This is a genomic window from Streptomyces celluloflavus, from assembly GCA_000720995.1.
Lineage (GTDB): Bacteria > Actinomycetota > Actinomycetes > Streptomycetales > Streptomycetaceae > Streptomyces > Streptomyces celluloflavus.
The window spans coordinates 1-13,816 of sequence record JOEL01000056.1; the positions used below are offsets into that span (position 1 = coordinate 1).

General features: G+C 73.9%; 12 protein-coding genes. 3 read left to right on the forward strand and 9 right to left on the reverse strand.

What is annotated here, in order from left to right; translation table 11 throughout:
• Positions 1–159: 159 nt before the first annotated feature.
• The 6 genes from hflX to miaA all read right to left on the reverse strand — a co-directional run bounded on the left by hflX (position 160) and on the right by miaA (position 8,369).
• The gene (gene hflX, locus IH09_RS31400; RefSeq protein WP_052860938.1) at positions 160–1,644 is read right to left on the reverse strand and encodes a GTPase HflX; all 1,485 of its coding nucleotides are present in this window, start codon (positions 1,642–1,644) and stop codon (positions 160–162) included.
• Between the two features lie 144 nt (positions 1,645–1,788).
• Entirely contained in the window at positions 1,789–3,375 is a 1,587-nt protein-coding gene (locus IH09_RS31405; protein WP_110952703.1) for a M1 family metallopeptidase, read from the reverse strand.
• Between the two features lie 108 nt (positions 3,376–3,483).
• Positions 3,484–5,685 (reverse strand): RelA/SpoT family protein, encoded by a 2,202-nt coding sequence (locus tag IH09_RS31410; protein ID WP_052860939.1) that lies wholly within the window; start codon positions 5,683–5,685, stop codon positions 3,484–3,486.
• A 161-nt stretch (positions 5,686–5,846) separates the two neighbouring features.
• Positions 5,847–6,722, reverse strand: a complete 876-nt coding sequence (gene dapF, locus IH09_RS31415) for a diaminopimelate epimerase (RefSeq protein WP_052860940.1) — start codon at positions 6,720–6,722, stop codon at positions 5,847–5,849.
• A gap of 47 nt (positions 6,723–6,769) precedes the next feature.
• The gene (locus tag IH09_RS31420) at positions 6,770–7,324 is read right to left on the reverse strand and encodes a hypothetical protein (RefSeq protein WP_052860941.1); all 555 of its coding nucleotides are present in this window, start codon (positions 7,322–7,324) and stop codon (positions 6,770–6,772) included.
• Between the two features lie 106 nt (positions 7,325–7,430).
• The gene (gene miaA, locus IH09_RS31425) at positions 7,431–8,369 is read right to left on the reverse strand and encodes a tRNA (adenosine(37)-N6)-dimethylallyltransferase MiaA (protein ID WP_052860942.1); all 939 of its coding nucleotides are present in this window, start codon (positions 8,367–8,369) and stop codon (positions 7,431–7,433) included.
• Between the two features lie 182 nt (positions 8,370–8,551).
• Here miaA and IH09_RS31430 point away from each other — a divergent pair, with 182 nt between their 5' ends.
• Entirely contained in the window at positions 8,552–8,875 is a 324-nt protein-coding gene (locus IH09_RS31430) for a hypothetical protein (protein ID WP_094792046.1), read from the forward strand.
• A gap of 70 nt (positions 8,876–8,945) precedes the next feature.
• Positions 8,946–9,221 carry an antitoxin gene (locus IH09_RS31435; RefSeq protein ID WP_052860944.1) on the forward strand — a complete coding sequence of 92 codons (276 nt, stop codon included), beginning with the start codon at positions 8,946–8,948 and terminating at the stop codon, positions 9,219–9,221.
• A 165-nt stretch (positions 9,222–9,386) separates the two neighbouring features.
• On the opposite strand, the gene IH09_RS31440 is transcribed toward IH09_RS31435, so the two are convergent.
• From IH09_RS31440 to IH09_RS31450, 3 genes are all read right to left on the reverse strand, one after another.
• Positions 9,387–10,097: a class III extradiol dioxygenase subunit B-like domain-containing protein gene (locus tag IH09_RS31440; RefSeq protein ID WP_052860945.1), complete on the reverse strand. Its 711-nt coding sequence runs from the start codon at positions 10,095–10,097 to the stop codon at positions 9,387–9,389.
• Positions 10,098–10,277: 180 nt separating this feature from the next.
• Positions 10,278–11,774 carry a tRNA (N6-isopentenyl adenosine(37)-C2)-methylthiotransferase MiaB gene (gene miaB / locus IH09_RS31445; protein ID WP_172450859.1) on the reverse strand — a complete coding sequence of 499 codons (1,497 nt, stop codon included), beginning with the start codon at positions 11,772–11,774 and terminating at the stop codon, positions 10,278–10,280.
• A 109-nt stretch (positions 11,775–11,883) separates the two neighbouring features.
• Positions 11,884–12,753, reverse strand: a complete 870-nt coding sequence (locus IH09_RS31450; RefSeq protein ID WP_052860946.1) for a LysR family transcriptional regulator — start codon at positions 12,751–12,753, stop codon at positions 11,884–11,886.
• Positions 12,754–12,821: 68 nt separating this feature from the next.
• Between IH09_RS31450 and IH09_RS31455 the strand changes: the two genes are divergently transcribed.
• Complete coding sequence (locus IH09_RS31455; protein ID WP_094792045.1) at positions 12,822–13,754, forward strand: EamA family transporter; 933 nt, start codon at positions 12,822–12,824, stop codon at positions 13,752–13,754.
• The last annotated feature ends 62 nt before the right edge of the window (positions 13,755–13,816 follow it).

Genomic DNA, 13,816 nt, shown 5'->3' on the forward strand with positions numbered 1-13,816 from the left:
GAGAGCTTCTTCGGCCCCTGAGGGCTTCGAACCCTCCGGATCTGAAAGTCCATCGCATCCCCTGAACTGGGGTGTTGCGACGACCACTAGAACCTAAGACTCCCGGGGCGGGCCTCCGTCTTGCTTCCGCCGTCGTACGCGGCCGCGCCGCGCGCCGTGTCAGGCGGCCGGTACGAACCGCTGGAACTCGGCGGCCAGCTCTTCGTGCACCCGTGCCTTGAGGACCGTGCCGTCGGCGGTGTGCTCCTCGGAGATGACCTCGCCCTCGGCGTGTGCCCGCGAGACCAGGGCGCCGTGGGTGTAGGGCACCAGCACGTCGATCTCCACCTCGGGGCGCGGCAGTTCCGCGTCGAGCAGTTCCAGCAGCTCCGTGATGCCCTGGCCGGTGCGGGCCGAGACCACGAGGGCGTGCTTCTCCTGGCGCAGCAGGCGCTGCAGCACCAGCGGGTCGGCGGCGTCGGCCTTGTTGACGACCACGATCTCGGGCACGTCCGTCGCGCCCACGTCGCGGATGACCTGGCGCACGGCGGCGAGCTGCTCCTCCGGCACCGGGTGCGAGCCGTCGACCACGTGCAGGATGAGGTCGGAGTCGCCGACCTCCTCCATCGTGGAGCGGAACGCCTCGACGAGGTGGTGCGGCAGATGCCGGACGAAGCCGACGGTGTCGGCGAGGGTGTAGAGCCGCCCGCTGGGCGTCTCGGCGCGGCGGACGGTGGGGTCCAGGGTGGCGAACAGGGCGTTCTCCACCAGGACGCCGGCGCCGGTGAGGCGGTTGAGCAGCGAGGACTTGCCGGCGTTGGTGTATCCGGCGATGGCGACCGAGGGGACCTTGTTGCGCCGGCGTTCCTGGCGCTTGATGTCCCGGCCGGTCTTCATCTCCGCGATCTCCCGGCGCATCTTCGCCATCTTCTCGCGGATCCGCCGCCGGTCCGTCTCGATCTTGGTCTCACCGGGACCGCGGGTGGCCATGCCGCCACCGCCGCTGGATCCGCCGCCGCCCATCTGGCGGGAGAGCGACTGGCCCCAGCCGCGGAGCCTGGGCAGCATGTACTGCATCTGCGCCAGGGAGACCTGTGCCTTGCCCTCCCGGGACTTGGCGTGCTGGGCGAAGATGTCGAGGATCAGGGCGGTCCTGTCGACCACCTTGACCTTGACGACGTCCTCCAGGTGGATCAGCTGGCCCGGGGAGAGCTCACCGTCGCACACCACGGTGTCCGCCCCGGATTCGAGGACGATGTCGCGCAGCTCCAGGGCCTTGCCGGAGCCGATGTAGGTGGCCGGGTCGGGCTTGTCGCGGCGCTGGACGAGGCCGTCGAGCACGAGGGCGCCGGCGGTCTCGGCCAGCGCGGCGAGCTCGGCGAGGGAGTTCTCCGCGTCCTGCACCGTCCCGGAGGTCCACACGCCGACGAGCACCACGCGCTCCAGGCGCAGCTGGCGGTACTCGACCTCGGTGACGTCCTCCAGCTCGGTGGAGAGGCCCGCGACGCGGCGCAGCGCCGCGCGCGCCGAACGGTCGTACTGGTCGCCGTCACGCTCCCCGTCGATCTCGTGGCTCCAGGCGACGTCCTCTTCCATCAGGGCGTCGGCCCGACGGCTCTCGGGGAGGCGCTGGCGGTCCTGCGGAAGGGAAGAAGAGGAGGTCATTTGATCCTTTGTGTCGTTGGGAAGTCCTCGTGGGGACCTGCCGGTCCCGGTGGGACTGTCGGTGGTGACAACGTCCGAGCCGCCCCGGAGATTCCCGGGCCCGTCGGCGTCGCCCGTCGATGGTCGCACGGAGGGTGGGGGGCGTCACGCGGATTTTCCGGCCTGTCGGGCGCGTCCTCGGGCGGCCGCCGTGCTCTTGGTGCCCGTCGCGCTCTTCCAGTCGGGGTGGCCGGGCATCGGCGGGGTCTTCGCGCCGTACAGCCAGGACCCGAGGAAGCCGCCGACGCGCTGCCCGGAGATCCGGGACGCCAGTGCGATGAAGTCGCCGGTGCCGGCCACGCCGTCGCGGTGGTGGTCCACCCAGGCGCGTTCGAGGCGGTCGAAGGCGGCCTGGCCGATCTTCTCCCGCAGGGCGTACAGGACCAGGGCGCTGCCGTCGTAGAGGACGGGGCGGAAGATGCTGGTCTTCTTGCCGGGGTCGGCCGGCTTGGGCAGCGCGGGCGGCCCGCCGCTGGCGCGCCAGCCGTCCGACCACTGGTACGCCCGGCGCATCCGGGCCTCCAGGGGTGCCTTGCCCTTGCTCCGCTCCTGCGCGTAGAGGGCCTCGTACCAGGTGGCGTGGGCTTCGTTGAGCCAGGCGTCGGACCAGCGCCGCGGGCTGACGCTGTCGCCGAACCACTGGTGGGAGAGTTCGTGCACCATGACGGACTCGACGTACCAGGCGGGCAGCCCGGCGGTCGTGAAGAGCCGCTTCTCGAACAGCGAGAGGGTCTGGGTCTCCAGCTCGAACCCGGTCTTGGCGTCCGCGATGAGCACCCCGTACGTCTCGAAGGGGAACCGGCCGACCTTGCGCTCCATCCAGGCGAGCTGGTCCGGGGTCTTGGCGGCCCACGGCGAGAGGGTGGCGCGGTCGGCTTCCGGGACCACGTCGCGCATCGGCAGACCGTGCGGTCCGCTGCGCGGCAGGACGGCGGACTTTCCGATGGAGACCTGCGCCAGTTCGGTGGCCATGGGGTGCGCGGTGCGGTAGGTCCAGGTGCGGCGCGTGTCGCGGTCGTCGCGGCCGAGCGGCACGCCGTTGGCGACGACCGTCAGTGCGCGGGGCGCGGTGACGTGGAAGGTGAAGTACGCCTTGTCGGAGGGGTGGTCGTTGCAGGGGAAGACGCGGTGTGCGGCGTCGGCCTGGTTGGCCATCGCCAGCCCGTCGGTGGTGCGGATCCAGCCGCCGTCGCTCGTGCCGGCCGGGTTGCTGAGGTGCCGGACGACGATTCGCAGCTGCCGGCCCGACGTGGCGGGCAGGGGCAGGTCGACCACGAGGTGCTCGCCGCTGCGCGAGTAGGCGGCCGGTACGCCGTCCACCTGGACGGAGTGGACGGTGCCGCCGGCGTAGTCGAGGTCAAGGCGGTCGAGGTCGGCGGTGGTGCGGGCGGTGATCCGGGTGACGGCGGACAGCGGGCTGTCGTTGCGGCCGGAGTAGTCCAGCGCGATGTCGTAGGAGGAGACGTGGTAGCCGTTGTTGCCGAGCGTGGGGAAGACGCGGTCGCCGATGCCGTGCGAGCCGGTGGCCGGGGGCGCGGCCGCGGTGAGCGTGGCGACCGCTGCCAGCCCGAGGGCGGCGGCACGGCGGCCGGCCCGCGACGGGATCCGGCCGCGTGGGACACGGGGCAGGTCACGGGCGGGGCGGACGGGGCGGACGAGGCCGTGGGACGGCCGGCGCAAGGGAGACGGCATGGGTTACCGCTATCAGCGCGGCCCGCCCCCGGGCGGGTGGCGCGGCAGTACGGCACCCGAACGGGCGGCGGTTGCGGCGTCCGGCTTACGCCCGCGGCCCGGGGCGGGCTACCCGTGCGCCGCCGCGGCCGGCCTGGCGCGCCCCGCCCGCAACACGTCGAAGACGCCCGGCACTTGGCGCATCGCCCGCATCAGGGAGGGCAGCGCGGCGGCGTCGGGCAGGTGCAGGGTGTAGGTGTGCCGTACCCGCTGTTCGTGCGGGGGTTCGACGGCGGCCGACACCACGGCGGCGCCCTGGGCGGCGATCGCCTCGGTGAGGTCCGCCAAGAGGTGCGGCCTGCTGAACGCCTCGGCGAGGAGGGTCACCCGGCAGCCGTGGCCGGTTTCGTCCGCACCCCGCCAGTGCACCCCGACCGGCTGCCGGCCGGTCGCCGCCATCCGTGCGACCACGGGGCACAGGGCGCGGTGCACGGTGACCGTGCCGCCCCGTACGGCGAAGCCGGTGACGGAGTCCGGCGGCACCGGGGTGCAGCAGCCCGCCAGCCGGACCGCCGCACCGGGCAGATCCGCCACCGCGAGGACGTCGGCGGGGCCGCGGGGGGCCGTGCCGTCCCGCCCGGCCGGAGCGGGTCCCGCGGGGCCGGCAGGCGCGGTCCCCGCCGGGGCGGGCGTGGCGGCGGCCGGGACGTGCGCGGGCGCCGACAGCCACCGGGAGATGGCGAGCCGGGCGGCGGGCGTACGGGCGTGGTCGAGCCATTCGGGCGAGGGGCCGGCCGCGGAGTCCGGGGCCATCAGCAGATGCAGGCTGTCGCCGTCGCGCAGGACGGTGGCGAGCGTGGCCAGGCGGCCGTTGACGCGGGCGCCGATGCAGCAGTGCGCCGCCTCGCCGTGCAGCGCGTAGGCGGCGTCCACACAACTCGCCCCGGCGGGCAGGCCGATGACGCGGCCCGTGCCGGTGGACGGGCCGTCCGCGGCGCCGTCGGAGGTACCGTCCGCGCAGCAGACCGTGATCTCCCCCTCCTGGGCCAGGTCGGCGCGGAGCGAGGTCCAGAACGCGTCCGGATCGGGGGTGGTGCGCTGCCAGTCCAGCAGCCGGGAGAGCCAGCCGGGGCGGGTCGGGTCGGCCCGCTCGCCGTCGGGGGCGTCGGCGCCGTCGGTGGGGGCGTACGGATTGCCCAGGGCGACCACCCCGGCCTCCGCGACCCGGTGCATCTGGTGGGTGCGGATCAGTGTCTCGGCGATCTTCCCGTCCTCGGCGGTGACGGCGGTGTGCAGCGATTGGTAGAGGTTGAACTTGGGGACCGCGATGAAGTCCTTGAACTCGGAGACGACGGGGGTGAAGCAGGTGTGCAGCTCGCCGAGGACCGCGTAGCAGTCGGCGTCCTCGGCGACCAGGACGAGCAGCCGCCCCAGGTCCGCGCCGGTGACCTCGCCGCGCCGGAGCCGGACGCGGTGCACGGAGACGAAGTGCCGCGGCCGGACGAGGACTTCGGCGTCGATCCGGGCCTCCTCCAGGGTCGTGCGCACCCGTTGCGCCATGGCGGCGAGCGGATCGGGCCGCGCCGCGCACTCGCGTACCAGGCGGCGGGCGGCGGCGTACTCCTCCGGGCGCAGGATCGCGAAGACCAGGTCCTCCAGCTCGCTCTTGAGGGCCTGTACGCCGAGGCGTTCGGCGAGCGGGATCAGCACGTCCCGGGTCACCTTGGCGATCCGGATCTGCTTGTCGGGGCGCATCACGCCGAGGGTGCGCATGTTGTGCAGCCGGTCGGCGAGCTTGATGGACATCACCCGGACGTCGTCGCCGGTGGCGACCAGCATCTTGCGGAAGGTCTCCGGTTCGGCGGCCGCGCCGTAGTCGACCTTCTCCAGCTTCGTCACGCCGTCGACGAGATAGCAGACCTCGGCGCCGAACTCCGCGCGCACCTGGTCGAGGGTCACCTCCGTGTCCTCGACGGTGTCGTGCAGGAGGGAGGCGGTCAACGTCGTGGTCTCCGCGCCCAGTTGGGCGAGGATGAGGGTGACCGCCAGCGGGTGGGTGATGTACGGCTCACCGCTCTTGCGCAGCTGGCCGCGGTGCGAGGACTCGGCCCGCGCGTACGCCTTGGCCAGGATGTCCAGGTCGGCGTCCGGGTGATGGTCGCGGTGCACCTTGGCGACGTGTTCCAGGGCGTCCGGGAGGCCGTCGCGCGGCGCCGGGCCCAGCAGCGCGGCGCGCCCGATGCGGCGCAGCCCCCGCAACTCCAGCCGGGGGCGGCCGCGCCGGCGCCCCGCCGCTCCGGGACTACCTGGGTTCGTGGCCTCTGCGCTCATGGGCACCTCCGGCGGCGTCGACCGGCGGTTGGCCGCCGTCAGTCGGACGTCCGGGCCGGTGCTTGATGCTACCGAGCCCATCACGCACCACTGGACGCCTCCCGCCCAGCGTGAAACGGATCACCTATTCGAGCGAATCCCGCGACGGGGCCCGTGTCCCGTCAGGCGAGCGCGGCGGCCAGCCAGTCGGGGTCGAAGTCGCCCTCGGCGACGATCACGGCGGGGCCGGTCATCTCGACCGTGCCGTCCGGCAGCTCGGTGATCGACAGGCTGCCGCCGAGCACATCGACGGTGTACGTGACGGGGGTTCCGGTCCGTGCGGGGTCCGCGCCGTCCCGGCGGGCGGTGGCGACGGCGACCGCGCAGGCGCCGGTACCGCAGGAGCGGGTCTCGCCCGAGCCGCGCTCGTGCACCCGCATCGCCACATGGCGCGGGCCGCGGTCGACGACGAACTCGATGTTCACACCGTCGGGGTAGACCGCCGCCGGGCTGTACGGCGGTACGCCGCGCAGCTCGCCCGCGTGCGCCAGGTCCTCGACGAACGCGACGGCGTGCGGATTGCCCATGTTCACATTGCGGGCCGGCCAGCTGCGACCGTCCAGGGTGACCACGACGCTCTCCTCGGGGAGTTCGGCGCGGCCCATCGAGACGGTGACGTCGCCGCTCCTGTCGAGGCGGACGCGCCGGACGCCGGCCCGGGTGGCGATGGCGAGATCGCCCGCCTCGGCCAGCCCGGCGTACAGCAGATAGCGGGCGAAGACGCGGACGCCGTTGCCGCACATCTCGGCGATCGAACCGTCGCCGTTGCGGTAGTCCATGAACCACTCGGCCTCGTCGGCCGACGCGCGCGCCTCGGGGTGCGCCGCGGACCGTACGACGCGCAGCAGGCCGTCGCCGCCGACGCCGGCCCGCCGGTCGCAGATCCGGGCGACCGCGGCCGCGGGCAGGTCCAGGCGGCCGTCCGGGTCGGGAACGATCACGAAGTCGTTCTCGGTGCCGTGGCCCTTGAGGAAGGCGATGCGCTGCGCGGTGCTCACCCCTGGATCGTACGGGGGTACCGGGGTGCACCGCGCGGCCGGGCCGCTCAGCGCAGCCGGGCGACGCGCCAGATGGCGAGCGCGGCGAGGACGGCGACCACCGCGGTGTAGATCAGGATGACGCGCCAGCCCGCGCGTCGGCCGGAGCCGCGGACCGGCAGACCGGGCCAGGTGTGGCCGACGTGGCGGGCGGCCATCATGCCCGAGCCCGCGGCGCAGCAGCAGAGCAGCAGGCCGAGCATCGCGATCACCGCGCCGCCGTCACCGAACTCGAAGGCGAGGGGGAAGGCGAACATCAGCGAGCCGAGGGCGGCGAGCACGACGATCGGCGCGAGCTGCCACAGGCGCAGCCGGCGCGGCGGGCGGAGCTCCCGGAAGGACTCGCCGCCGCCGGGGTCCTGCCCGGTCTCGGCGCCGGGGCGGTCCGAGTCGTCCAGGGCGGCGCGGTCCGGGGCCGTCAGGGCGGCCGGGTCGGCCGCCGGGACGCGCTCGCCGGAGGCGGTCGCACCGTCGCCGGTGTCCGGGCCGTCCGCGTTCAGCGGCGCCGTTCCGGGGCCGTTCCGGTCCGGTTGCTGTGCTTTGTTGCGAGGGCCGGCTGCCATTGCCACGCGCCCTCCCCACTGCGACTGCACGCCTCGATCGAGGTTGATGATGACATGTCCGCAGGGGGCCGGACGGCGGGCGGAGCGTCCCGATGCCATGACGTGATCAGGCTGTGACCGGTCGTTCGAGCAACGCCAGCGCGCACCGCGGCAGTTCCGCCTGCCGGTCGGCCGCGCCGCTGAGCCAGTGGACCCGCGGATCCCGGCGGAACCAGGAGTCCTGGCGGCGGGCGAACCGCTTGGTGGCACGCACCGTTTCGTCGCGCGCCTGCTGCTCGGTGCACTCCCCCGCCAGCTGCGCCAGCACCTGCTGGTAGCCGAGCGCCCGGGAGGCGGTACGGCCCTCGCGCAGCCCCTCGGCCGCCAGCCGGCGCACCTCGTCGACGAGCCCGGCGTCCCACATGCGGTCCACCCGCCGCGCGATCCGCTCGTCGAGTTCGGGGCGCGCGACGTCTACGCCGATCTGGAGGGTGTCGTAGACCGCTTCGTGGCCGGGCAGGTGCGCGGTGAACGGGCGGCCGGTGATCTCGATGACCTCCAGGGCCCGCACGATGCGGCGGCCGTTGCCGGCCAGGATCGCGTGTGCGGCGGCCGGGTCGGCGGCGGCCAGCCGGGCGTGCAGGGCGCCACTGCCGTGCTCGGCCAGTTCGGCCTCCAGGCGGGCGCGGACGGCCGGGTCGGTGCCGGGGAAGTCGAGGGCGTCGAGGGCGCCGCGTACGTAGAGGCCGGAGCCGCCGACGAGGACCGGGGTGCGGCCCTCGGCGAGCAGCCGGTCGATCTGCGCGCGCGCCAGTTTCTGGTACTCGGCGACGTTCGCCGCCCGTGTCACGTCCCAGATGTCCAGGAGGTGGTGCGGGACCCCCTGCTGTTCCTGGGGCGTCAGTTTGGCGGTGCCGATGTCCATTCCCCGATAGAGCTGCATGGAGTCGGCGTTGATGACCTCGCCGCCCAGATGCCGGGCGAGCGCGACGCCAAGGTCGGATTTTCCGGCCGCGGTGGGGCCGACGACGGCGATGACCCGCGGAGCGGGAACGGCGATGTTCACCCCGTCAGTCTCGCAAACATCGCGCGCCACTCCCGAACGAGCGACGTGACGGGGGACGGATGAGGTCGTTGCCTGTTCGAGGTCCCGAGTGCCGGTACCTGCAACCGGCGCCCGCGGGCAGCGCAATGGGTGCGCTCCGGGCGGCGCAGGATCTCGCCCGCACACGTAAGGTAGGAGCAGTTATGGGCGTTTTTTCACGTTTTCGACGCCGTAAGTCCGAGGCTTCGGCCGAGGAGACGGCCGCCGCGACCGTGACGGCGGAACCGGCCGAGCCGACAGGCGAGACCGGGGAGCCCGCCACCGCACCGCAGCCCGCGGCGTCCGGCGACCGGGCCGGCGCCGCGAGCGGTGACGCCGCCGTCGGCGCAGCCACCGGCGCGGCCGACAGCACAGCCGGTGACGACGGACAGCGCGCGGCCGAGGCTACCGAGGGCGCCGGGATTCCCCGGCAGCAGTCCGCGGGGGCCGCGGCGGACAGCGACGCCGGCGAGAGCGCCCGCCAGTAGTCCGGCGGCCGGACCGCGGTGGTCCGGCGGGGGATCCGGCGCCGGTTCCCACGGAGAAGGAAGGTGGCCCATGGGCCTGATGGACAATCTCAAGACCACGGCCGGCCTCCTCAAGGACAAGGCCGGTGACCTCGCGCAGCAGCACGGGGACAAGATCGGATCCGGGCTGGAGAAGGCCGCCAGGACGGTCGACGAGAAGACCAAGGGCAAGTACAGCAGCCAGATCCGGACGGGCACGGACAAGGCCAAGGACGCCCTCGGGCGGCTGTCCGGGAGCGCCGGTCAGCCACCGGGTGCGGGATCCGCGGACAGCGCGGAGAAGAGACGCGAGGGCGGGCCCTTCTGAGGCTCCGAGCGGTCCCTGGTACCCCTGGTACCGGCGCAGCCGCCACCCATGGTTTCGCGGGACACCACGACGGCCGCGAGGCGCTGACGCTGCGCCTCGCGGCCGCTGCCATGTGCGGACGGGTACGGGGCCGGCCCGGCACCGCGCCCGCCGGTGGGCGCGGTGCTACGACCAGGCGGCGACGAAGTAGCCCACGCCGTACGGTGCCTCCTCGCGCAGCAGTTGTCCGCGCAGACCCGCGCCCTGGGCCGCGCCGGCCAGGACCTGCCAGCAGGCCCGGCCCGATGCCTTGAGGCCGGCGGCCAGTTCCTCGTCGAGGGCGGTCAGCGCGTCGGTGTCGGCGCCGCCCAGGGCGCGGGCCACCGCGGCGTCGAACGCCTCGGCCCGCTCGTCGAAGTACCCCGGCGCCTTGACCGTCCGGCAGGCGCTGCCGTCGCCCATCACCAGCAGCGCCACCCGGGCCGCGGAGGCTGCGATCTCCCGGCCCACCGGCAGGCAGCGGTCACGGGGCAGCGGTTCGCCGACGCCCAGCCCCTCCACCGGGGCGTCGGCCCAGTCCGTACGGGCCAGCAGCCAGGCGCCGACGGAGAGCGACGGCGGGAGTTCCCGTTCGGAGTCGGGGCCCTCGGGGCCCAGCCGCAGTTCCAGGTCCACGCCGAACCCGCGGAAGGACCCGGTCGCGCCCTGCGGGTGCGGGCCGCGGCCCGCCTGCTCCGCGGGGCCGAGCACGACGAGCCGGTCGGGTCGGGCCGCCGCCAGCACCCCGACCGCGTCCAGACAGGCGGCCCGCAAGGCGTCCAGCTCGGGCGCGGCGCCCGCGGCGACCTCGGGCACGAGCAGCGGCGGACAGGGGCAGATGGCGGCGGCGACGAGCATGGCCGGAACCCTAGCAAGGCGGCCCCGGGCCGCAGGAGGGTTCGGTGACGTTCCCGGCCATGCGGGGAGCGCCGGGAGAGCCGTCCGGCCCCGCCGGCGCTCCGGAACTCGTACCGCCCCGGGTGGCGACGGACGGTCCCCCTCGCGCCCGTCGGCCTCCCCCGAGCGCGTCCGAGCGCGTCAGTCGCGCCCGCAGGCCGGTGCCGGGTCGGGCGAAGGGGCCGGGGCGCCGACGGTCGGCAGTCCCAGCAGGACGCCCTTGGGTCGTTCCGCCGGGGCGGCGGTGCGCTTCTCCCAGGCGTCGCCGGCGCGGGTGCGGCGGACGGTGCGGGTGGGACCCTCGGCCAGGAGGTGGTGCGGGGCGGCGTAGGTGATCTCCACGGTCACCATGTCGCCGGGGCGGACCGGCTCGTCGGGGCGGGTGAAGTGCACCAGGCGGTTGTCGGGGGCGCGGCCGGACAGCCGGCGGGTCGCATCGTCCTTGCGGCCCTCGCCCTCGGCCACCAGCACCTCCAGAGTGCGGCCGACCTGCTTCTTGTTCTCCTCCCAGGAGATCTCCTCCTGGAGCGCGGCCAGCCGCTCGTAGCGCTCCTGGACGACGGCCTTGGGGATCTGGTCCGCCATGTCGGCCGCCGGGGTCCCGGGGCGCTTGGAGTACTGGAAGGTGAACGCCTGCGCGAAACGGGACGCGCGGACGGTGTGCAGGGTCTGCTCGAAGTCCTCGTCGGTCTCGCCCGGGAAGCCGACGATGATGTCGGTGGAGATGGCGGCGTCCGGCATCGCGGCGCGCACCTTCTCGATGATGCCGAGGTAGCGCTCCTGCCGGTAGGAGCGGCGCATCGCCTTGAGGACGGTGTCCGAACCGGACTGGAGCGGCATGTGCAGCTGCGGCATGACGTTCGGGGTCTCGGCCATCGCGGCGATCACGTCGTCGGTGAAGTCGCGGGGGTGCGGGGAGGTGAAGCGGACCCGCTCCAGGCCCTCGATACCGCCGCAGGCGCGCAGCAGTTTGCTGAACGCCTCGCGGTCGCCGATGTCGGAGCCGTAGGCGTTGACGTTCTGGCCGAGCAGGGTGATCTCGCTGACGCCCTCGGCGACCAGCGCCTCGATCTCGGCGAGGATGTCGCCGGGGCGGCGGTCCTTCTCCTTGCCGCGCAGCGCGGGCACGATGCAGAAGGTGCAGGTGTTGTTGCAGCCCACAGAGATGGACACCCATGCCGCGTACGCGCTCTCGCGGCGGGTGGGCAGGGTCGAGGGGAACGCCTCCAGGGACTCGGCGATCTCGACCTGTGCCTCTTCCAGGACGCGGGCACGCTCCAGCAGCACCGGCAGCTTCCCGATGTTGTGCGTCCCGAAGACCACGTCGACCCAGGGGGCCTTCTTGACGATGGTGTCGCGGTCCTTCTGGGCGAGGCAGCCGCCGACGGCGATCTGCATGCCCGGCCGCGCGGCCTTCTGCGGGGCGAGCTGGCCGAGGTTGCCGTAGAGCCGGTTGTCGGCGTTCTCCCGCACCGCGCAGGTGTTGAAGACGACGACATCGGCGCCGTCGGCACCCTTGGGCGCGCGGACGTAGCCGGCGTCCTCCAGCAGGCCCGACAGCCGCTCGGAGTCATGGACGTTCATCTGGCACCCGTAGGTGCGGATCTCGTAGCTTCGAGTAACGCCCACGGCTGCCATCTCTCCGGTCAGGTCTTTGCTGCTGGTCACCGCTCAAGGGTAAGGGGATGCCGAAGGCGCGCCACCATGCCGGTCCGCCCCTCGCCGCGGTCCTGGCGCGCCGGCCGGTTCAGGTCTCTTCGCGGTAGAGGTCGGTGAGGAGGGCGACCGCGGCGTGGGTGGCGGGGTGCGGGTCGTGACGGCGCCAGATGAGGTGGACGGGGACGGGGTCCGCGTCGCGCAGCGGACGGTAGGCGATGCCGTCGCGGCGGTACTGGGTGACGGTGGCGTGCGGGGTGACGCCGACACAGCGGCCGGTGGCGATGGCGGCGAGCCAGTCGTCGATGTCCTGGGTGTACTCCAGGGCCGGGCGCCGGTCCTCGGGCCACAGGTGCGCGGTGGTGGTGCCGGTGCGGCGGTCGACGACGAGGGTGCGGTCGCGGATCTCGTCGAGCCGGACGCTGCGGCGCCGGGCCCAGGGATCGTCCGCGGCCATGGCTACGTAGCGGCGCTCCGAGCCGACGCGGGCGTGGGCGTACCGGCGCAGGTCGATGGGGGTGCGGACGACGGCGAGATCGCACAGGCCCTCGGCGAGGCCGCCGGTGGAGGTGTTGCGGCGGATCAGGTGGAGCGCGATACCGGGGTGGCGCTGGTGCCAGCGGCGCTGGAACTCCGCGGTGTGGCGGCCCATCGCGGACCAGGCGTGGCCGATGCGCAGCCGGGTGTGGCCGGTGGCGGCCTCGCGCACCAGGTTGTCCGCCTCGGTGAGCAGGAGGCGAGCACGGGCGAGGACCTGTACACCGGCGGTGGTCGGGGCGACGGTGCGGCTGGTGCGGTGCAGCAGCCGCACACCGAGGATCTTCTCCAGTGCGATCAGGGCGCGGGAGACCGCGGCCTGGGAGACGCCCAGTTCGATCGCGGCGTCGGTGAAGCTGCCGGTGTCGACGATCGCGACCAGGCAGCGCAGATGCCGCAGTTCCAGATCCCCGTGTCCGTCCATGACTCCAGCGTATAGATGGCGCTGCGGATGCATTTTGCGCATACGTGCCGACGGTAAAGAGTCCCGGCATGTCGATACGCGCTCAAGGGACGGCCGCCGGGGACACGGCCGGAACGCCGGGGCCGCAGGCGCCCGCGCACCGGTGGGCCGGGACGGCGCTGATGGTGGGGAGCGGCCTGTCCAACCAGGTCGGAGCGGCGGTGGCCGCGCTCGCCTTCCCGGTGATCGGACCGGTCGGGGTGGTGGCGGTGCGCCAGTGGGTGGCCGCGGTGGTGCTGCTGAGCGCCGGCCGGCCGCGTCTGTGGTCGTTCACCGCCGCGCAGTGGCGCCCGGTGCTGGGGCTGGCCGTGGTGTTCGCCGCCATGAACCTGTCGCTGTACACGGCGATCGAGCGGATCGGGCTCGGCCTCGCGGTCACGCTGGAGTTCCTCGGCCCGCTGACCGTCGCCCTGGCCGGCTCCCGCCGCCGTAGGGATCTGGGCTGTGCGCTCGCCGCCGCCGCGGCCGTCGTCGTCCTCACCCGCCCGCGGCCGAGCACCGACTACCTGGGCATCGGCCTGGCACTGCTGGCGGCGGCCTGCTGGGGCTGCTACATCCTGCTCAACCGCACCGTGGGCGCCCGTCTGCCCGGGGTACAGGGTCCGGCCGCCGCCGCGGCCGTCTCCGGTCTGCTGTACCTGCCGGCCGGCGCACTGGTGCTGTGGCACCGGCCGCCCACCCCCACCGCCCTGGTCTGTGCGCTCACCGCCGGGGTGCTCTCCTCCGCAGTGCCCTTCCTGGCCGACCTGCTCGCGCTGCGCCGCGTTCCCGCCCACTTCTTCGGGATCTTCATGAGCGTCAACCCGGTACTGGCCGCCCTGGTCGGCACCGTGGTGCTGGACCAGCGCCTGGACCACCTCTCCTGGCTGGCCATCGCGGTGATCGTCGCCGCCAACGCCACCGCGGTGACCACCGCCGCCCGTCCCGGCCCCTCCTCCGACGCGGCGGAGCCGGCCCGCTGACCGCACCAGCTGTCCGGGCCATGACTGCTGACGGGCGCGGACGGACCCGGGGCCGCCCGCCC